The sequence below is a fragment of the Salmonella sp. 32020114201800008SM genome (assembly GCF_017572025.1).
GTDB lineage: Bacteria > Pseudomonadota > Gammaproteobacteria > Enterobacterales > Enterobacteriaceae > Salmonella > Salmonella enterica.
In genome coordinates this window covers 1-4,907 of record NZ_JAGEQM010000017.1, presented here as the reverse complement: position 1 = coordinate 4,907, position 4,907 = coordinate 1, and the positions used below count along the sequence as shown (strand labels likewise).

The window sequence follows — 4,907 nt, the reverse complement described above, 5'->3', positions numbered from 1 at the left end:
GAAGTGAAACGCCGTAGCGCCGATGGTAGTGTGGGGTCTCCCCATGCGAGAGTAGGGAACTGCCAGGCATCAAATTAAGCAAAAGGCTCAGTCGAAAGACTGGGCCTTTTGTTTTATCTGTAGTCTGCCGGATGGCGGCTCCGCCTTATCCAGCCTACAGGGACGCGCCGATCCACCCTCAATATAACCACAAGCCTTCCCAACACAGATACGGTAAACTATTGCCGATTGAGTATCAGGAAAGCAGCCATGACCCACTCCCTAAAACCATGGAATACCTTCGGCATTGATCATTGTGCAAAGCACATCGCATGCGCTGAAAACGAACAACAACTACTGAGCGCCTGGCAGCAAGCAACTCGTGAGGGACTGCCGGTTATGATCCTGGGTGAAGGAAGCAACGTCCTGTTTCTGGAAAATTACGCCGGCACCGTGATCCTTAACCGCCTGAAAGGCATTGAGGTCAATGAAACCGCGGACGCCTGGCACCTACACGTCGGCGCAGGCGAAAACTGGCATCAGCTGGTTCGCTACGCGCTGGACAACAACATGCCCGGCCTGGAGAATCTGGCGCTCATCCCTGGCTGCGTTGGTTCCTCGCCTATACAGAATATTGGCGCGTATGGCGTAGAACTACAGCGCGTCTGCGACTACGTTGACTGCGTTGAACTGGAAACGGGAAAACGTCTGCGTTTGTCCGCAGCGGAATGCCGTTTCGGCTATCGTGACAGTATCTTCAAAAATGAATATCAGGATCGCGTTGCGATCGTCGCGGTGGGTCTGCGTCTGTCAAAGCAATGGCAGCCGGTGCTAACCTATGGCGATCTTACTTGTCTGGACCCGAAAACGGTCACCGCGCAACAGGTGTTTGATGCTGTATGCCATATGCGCACCACAAAATTGCCGGATCCTAAAGTGAATGGCAATGCAGGCAGCTTTTTTAAAAATCCCGTTGTCGCAGCCGATATCGCCATGGAACTACTGGAACGATTTCCCAACGCGCCGCATTACCCTCAGGCAGACGGCTCAGTGAAGCTGGCGGCAGGCTGGCTGATAGATCAATGTCAGTTGAAAGGCGTCACCATTGGCGGCGCTGCGGTGCATCGCCAACAGGCGCTGGTATTGATTAATGCGAATGATGCGACAAGTAAAGATGTGGTGGCGCTGGCGCATCATGTCCGGCAAAAAGTGGGTGAAAAATTTAATGTCTGGCTGGAGCCTGAGGTTCGCTTTATTGGTCGGTCCGGAGAGGTGAACGCTGTGGAGAGCATTGCATGAAAGATACTACCGTTCCCCTGACGCTGATCTCACTGCTTGCCGACGGAGAGTTTCACTCAGGCGAGCAGTTGGGTGAACGGCTGGGAATGAGCCGCGCGGCGATTAATAAACATATCCAGACATTACGCGACTGGGGAGTAGATGTATTTACCGTTCCCGGGAAAGGATATAGCTTACCGGAACCCATCCAGTTACTGGATGCTGACCGTATTCATAGCCAACTGGATAGCGGAAACGTGGCGGTATTGCCCGTTATCGATTCAACCAATCAGTATTTACTTGATCGAATTGGCGAGCTACGCTCAGGCGATGCCTGTGTAGCAGAATACCAACAGGCGGGGCGTGGTCGTCGCGGGCGTAAATGGTTCTCACCGTTTGGCGCGAATCTATATCTTTCAATGTACTGGCGTCTGGAGCAGGGTCCTGCGGCGGCAATAGGCTTGAGTCTGGTCATTGGAATTGTGATGGCGGAAGTGCTGCGTGAACTGGGCGCAGATAAAGTTCGTGTGAAGTGGCCTAACGACCTTTACCTACTGGACCGCAAACTGGCGGGTATTCTGGTCGAGTTAACCGGTAAAACGGGCGATGCCGCACAAATAGTGATTGGCGCTGGTATTAACATGGCAATGCGTCGCGTAGAAGAGGACGTGATAAATCAGGGATGGATCACACTACAAGAGGCCGGAATTACGCTCGACCGCAATATGCTGGCCGCAAAGCTGATTTATAAGCTACGTGCTGCGCTTGAGCTTTTTGAGCAAGAAGGTCTTTCTCCTTATCTTTCGCGCTGGAAAAAACTGGATAATTTTATTGATCGCCCGGTAAAACTAATTATTGGCGACAAAGAAATATTTGGTATTTCTCGCGGCATTGATACTCAGGGCGCATTATTGCTTGAACAGGATGGCGTGATTAAACCCTGGATGGGCGGAGAAATATCGCTGCGAAGCGCCGAATAGTAAAAAAGGGGAGTCGGTACTCCCCTCTTTTCTGTTATTTCCGCAATCTTACCTGTTCCACCGCATGGTTAGCGCTCTTGGTCATAATAAGGCTGGCACGTTCTCGCGTGGGTAAAATATTTTGTTTTAAATTCAACCAGTTAATTTCTTTCCAAAGCGAAGCTGCTGTATTAACAGCTTCTTCTTTAGATAATTTCGCATAATTGTGGAAATAAGAGTCAGGATCGGTAAACGCCCCTTCGCGGAATTTCAGGAAGCGATTGATATACCAAGTCTGAAGGAGCTCTTCTGGCGCATCAACGTAAATAGAGAAATCAACGAAATCAGAGACAAATACATGGTGCGGATCGTGAGGATAATCCATACCGCTTTGTAAAACATTCAAACCTTCAAGAATCAATATATCAGGCTGAGCGACGGTTTTATCCCCTTCAGGAATAACATCGTAAATCAAATGAGAATAGACTGGCGCCGTCACGTTCGGTACGCCCGACTTGAGGTCAGAAACGAATTTCACCAGTCGGTGCATATCATACGATTCGGGGAACCCCTTTTTCTTCATTAACCCGCGTTCTTTCAACACCTGGTTTGGGTGGAGGAAGCCGTCTGTGGTAATCAATTCAACACGGCGGTGTTCCGGCCAGCGACTCAGCAACGCTTGCAGAACGCGTGCTGTCGTGCTTTTACCCACTGCGACGCTGCCCGCGATACTGATGATGTAAGGGATTCGCTGGCCGTTAGTGCCCAGAAACTGTTCCAGGACAGCCTGACGACGCAGATTTGAACTGATATAGAAATTTAGCAAACGGGAGAGGGGTAAATATATTTCTGCAACTTCTTCCAGCGATAAATCTTCATTAATGCCTTTTAACTGCGCGATCTCATCCTCGGTCAGGGTCATCGGCACAGAATCGCGAAGCGCAGCCCACTGGCTGCGATCAAACTGTAGGTAAGGCGTCATTAACGATTGCTCTTTTATACTCATAAGCATGTTTCTGGCTGCTATTGCTACATCAGTTCAGCGATGAACGAGGGCCATCCCTGACATGCAACGGCACGTCACATTTAAGTTAATTTGGACAATGGGCAGGAGGGTAACACCAGATGGGGAGGAATAATAAGAAAAAATCTCGCTGTGAAAGCTATCCCTGAGAAGCAATGTGACGAATATACCAGATACAGAAGATTGCTTTCTATCGACGGAGCGTTGAAATGCCGCGTCGTATCCTGGTCAGACGGTCGGTAAAATGCCGAAAATTTATGCTCTCTTGTTTGAAATTAGAGCATTTTTGTCTCTTATAGCGCAAAATGTGAGCGATAGAACATTTTATGCAATTTTTTAGTTGCATGAGCACGCAGGTCTCCATAGAATGCGCGCTACTTGATGCCGACTTAGCTCAGTAGGTAGAGCAACTGACTTGTAATCAGTAGGTCACCAGTTCGATTCCGGTAGTCGGCACCATCAAGTCCGGTGGGGTTCCCGAGCGGCCAAAGGGAGCAGACTGTAAATCTGCCGTCACAGACTTCGAAGGTTCGAATCCTTCCCCCACCACCATTTTCGGCCGCGCGATGGCGCAGCCCGAGACGATAAGTTCGCTTACCGGCTCGAATAAAGAGAGTTTCTCTCGATATTCAGTGCAGAATGAAAATCAGGTAGCCGAGTTCCAGGATGCGGGCATCGTATAATGGCTATTACCTCAGCCTTCCAAGCTGATGATGCGGGTTCGATTCCCGCTGCCCGCTCCAAGATGTGCTGATATAGCTCAGTTGGTAGAGCGCACCCTTGGTAAGGGTGAGGTCGGCAGTTCGAATCTGCCTATCAGCACCACTTCTTTTCTCCTTCCTGTTTTTCTCTTCTGTTTATTAGCATTCAACAAGTCGGGCGTGTTGCCTGGTTGATGTGGTGATATCACCGATTTATCCGTGTCTTAGAGGGACAATCGATGTCTAAAGAAAAGTTTGAACGTACAAAACCGCACGTTAACGTCGGTACTATCGGCCACGTTGACCATGGTAAAACAACGCTGACCGCTGCCATTACTACCGTACTGGCTAAAACCTACGGCGGTGCCGCTCGCGCATTCGACCAGATCGATAACGCGCCGGAAGAAAAAGCGCGTGGTATCACCATCAACACTTCTCACGTTGAATACGATACCCCGACCCGCCACTACGCACACGTAGACTGCCCGGGGCACGCCGACTATGTTAAAAACATGATCACCGGTGCTGCTCAGATGGACGGCGCGATCCTGGTTGTTGCTGCGACTGACGGCCCGATGCCGCAGACCCGTGAGCACATCCTGCTGGGTCGTCAGGTAGGCGTTCCGTACATCATCGTGTTCCTGAACAAATGCGACATGGTTGATGACGAAGAGCTGCTGGAACTGGTTGAAATGGAAGTTCGTGAACTTCTGTCTCAGTACGACTTCCCGGGCGACGACACGCCGATCGTTCGTGGTTCTGCTCTGAAAGCGCTGGAAGGCGACGCAGAGTGGGAAGCGAAAATCATCGAACTGGCTGGCTTCCTGGATTCTTACATCCCGGAACCAGAGCGTGCGATTGACAAGCCGTTCCTGCTGCCGATCGAAGACGTATTCTCCATCTCCGGTCGTGGTACCGTTGTTACCGGTCGTGTAGAACGCGGTATCATCAAAGTGGGCGAAGAAG

General features: G+C 50.5%; 5 protein-coding genes and 4 tRNA genes. 7 read left to right on the top strand and 2 right to left on the bottom strand.

Going from position 1 to position 4,907, the window contains the following annotated elements; translation table 11 throughout:
• Nucleotides 1-249: 249 nt before the first annotated feature.
• Entirely contained in the window at nucleotides 250-1,278 is a 1,029-nt protein-coding gene (gene murB / locus J4613_RS22395) for a UDP-N-acetylmuramate dehydrogenase (RefSeq protein ID WP_000149781.1), read from the top strand.
• Entirely contained in the window at nucleotides 1,275-2,237 is a 963-nt protein-coding gene (birA, locus tag J4613_RS22390; RefSeq protein ID WP_000655746.1) for a bifunctional biotin--[acetyl-CoA-carboxylase] ligase/biotin operon repressor BirA, read from the top strand. Before murB ends, birA begins: the two co-directional genes overlap by 4 nt.
• 34 nt (nucleotides 2,238-2,271) lie before the next feature.
• On the opposite strand, the gene coaA is transcribed toward birA, so the two are convergent.
• A complete protein-coding gene (gene coaA, locus J4613_RS22385; RefSeq protein ID WP_000023068.1) occupies nucleotides 2,272-3,222 on the bottom strand; it encodes a type I pantothenate kinase in 951 nt (316 codons plus the stop codon).
• Nucleotides 3,223-3,430: 208 nt separating this feature from the next.
• Nucleotides 3,431-3,604 carry a hypothetical protein gene (locus J4613_RS22380; protein WP_001541267.1) on the bottom strand — a complete coding sequence of 58 codons (174 nt, stop codon included), beginning with the start codon at nucleotides 3,602-3,604 and terminating at the stop codon, nucleotides 3,431-3,433.
• Between the two features lie 19 nt (nucleotides 3,605-3,623).
• On the opposite strand from J4613_RS22380, the gene J4613_RS22375 reads away from it, so the two are divergent.
• From J4613_RS22375 to J4613_RS22355, 5 genes are all read left to right on the top strand, one after another.
• Nucleotides 3,624-3,699, top strand: a tRNA-Thr gene (locus J4613_RS22375).
• 8 nt (nucleotides 3,700-3,707) lie between these two features.
• A tRNA-Tyr gene (locus J4613_RS22370) sits at nucleotides 3,708-3,792 on the top strand.
• A gap of 116 nt (nucleotides 3,793-3,908) precedes the next feature.
• Nucleotides 3,909-3,983: transfer RNA gene (locus J4613_RS22365), tRNA-Gly, on the top strand.
• A gap of 6 nt (nucleotides 3,984-3,989) precedes the next feature.
• Nucleotides 3,990-4,065 (top strand) — tRNA-Thr (locus tag J4613_RS22360).
• A gap of 115 nt (nucleotides 4,066-4,180) precedes the next feature.
• Nucleotides 4,181-4,907, top strand: a 727-nt coding sequence (locus J4613_RS22355) for an elongation factor Tu (RefSeq protein ID WP_069106894.1), incomplete at its 3' end; no start/stop codon positions are given.

What these genes read in the sequence shown, in the direction of transcription:
- coaA (WP_000023068.1), bottom strand. Translation starts at nt 3,222, where the DNA reads ATGAGTATAAAAGAGCAATCGTTAATGACGCCTTACCTACAGTTTGAT.
- murB (WP_000149781.1), top strand. Translation starts at nt 250, where the DNA reads ATGACCCACTCCCTAAAACCATGGAATACCTTCGGCATTGATCATTGT.
- J4613_RS22380 (WP_001541267.1), bottom strand. Translation starts at nt 3,604, where the DNA reads ATGGAGACCTGCGTGCTCATGCAACTAAAAAATTGCATAAAATGTTCT.
- birA (WP_000655746.1), top strand. Translation starts at nt 1,275, where the DNA reads ATGAAAGATACTACCGTTCCCCTGACGCTGATCTCACTGCTTGCCGAC.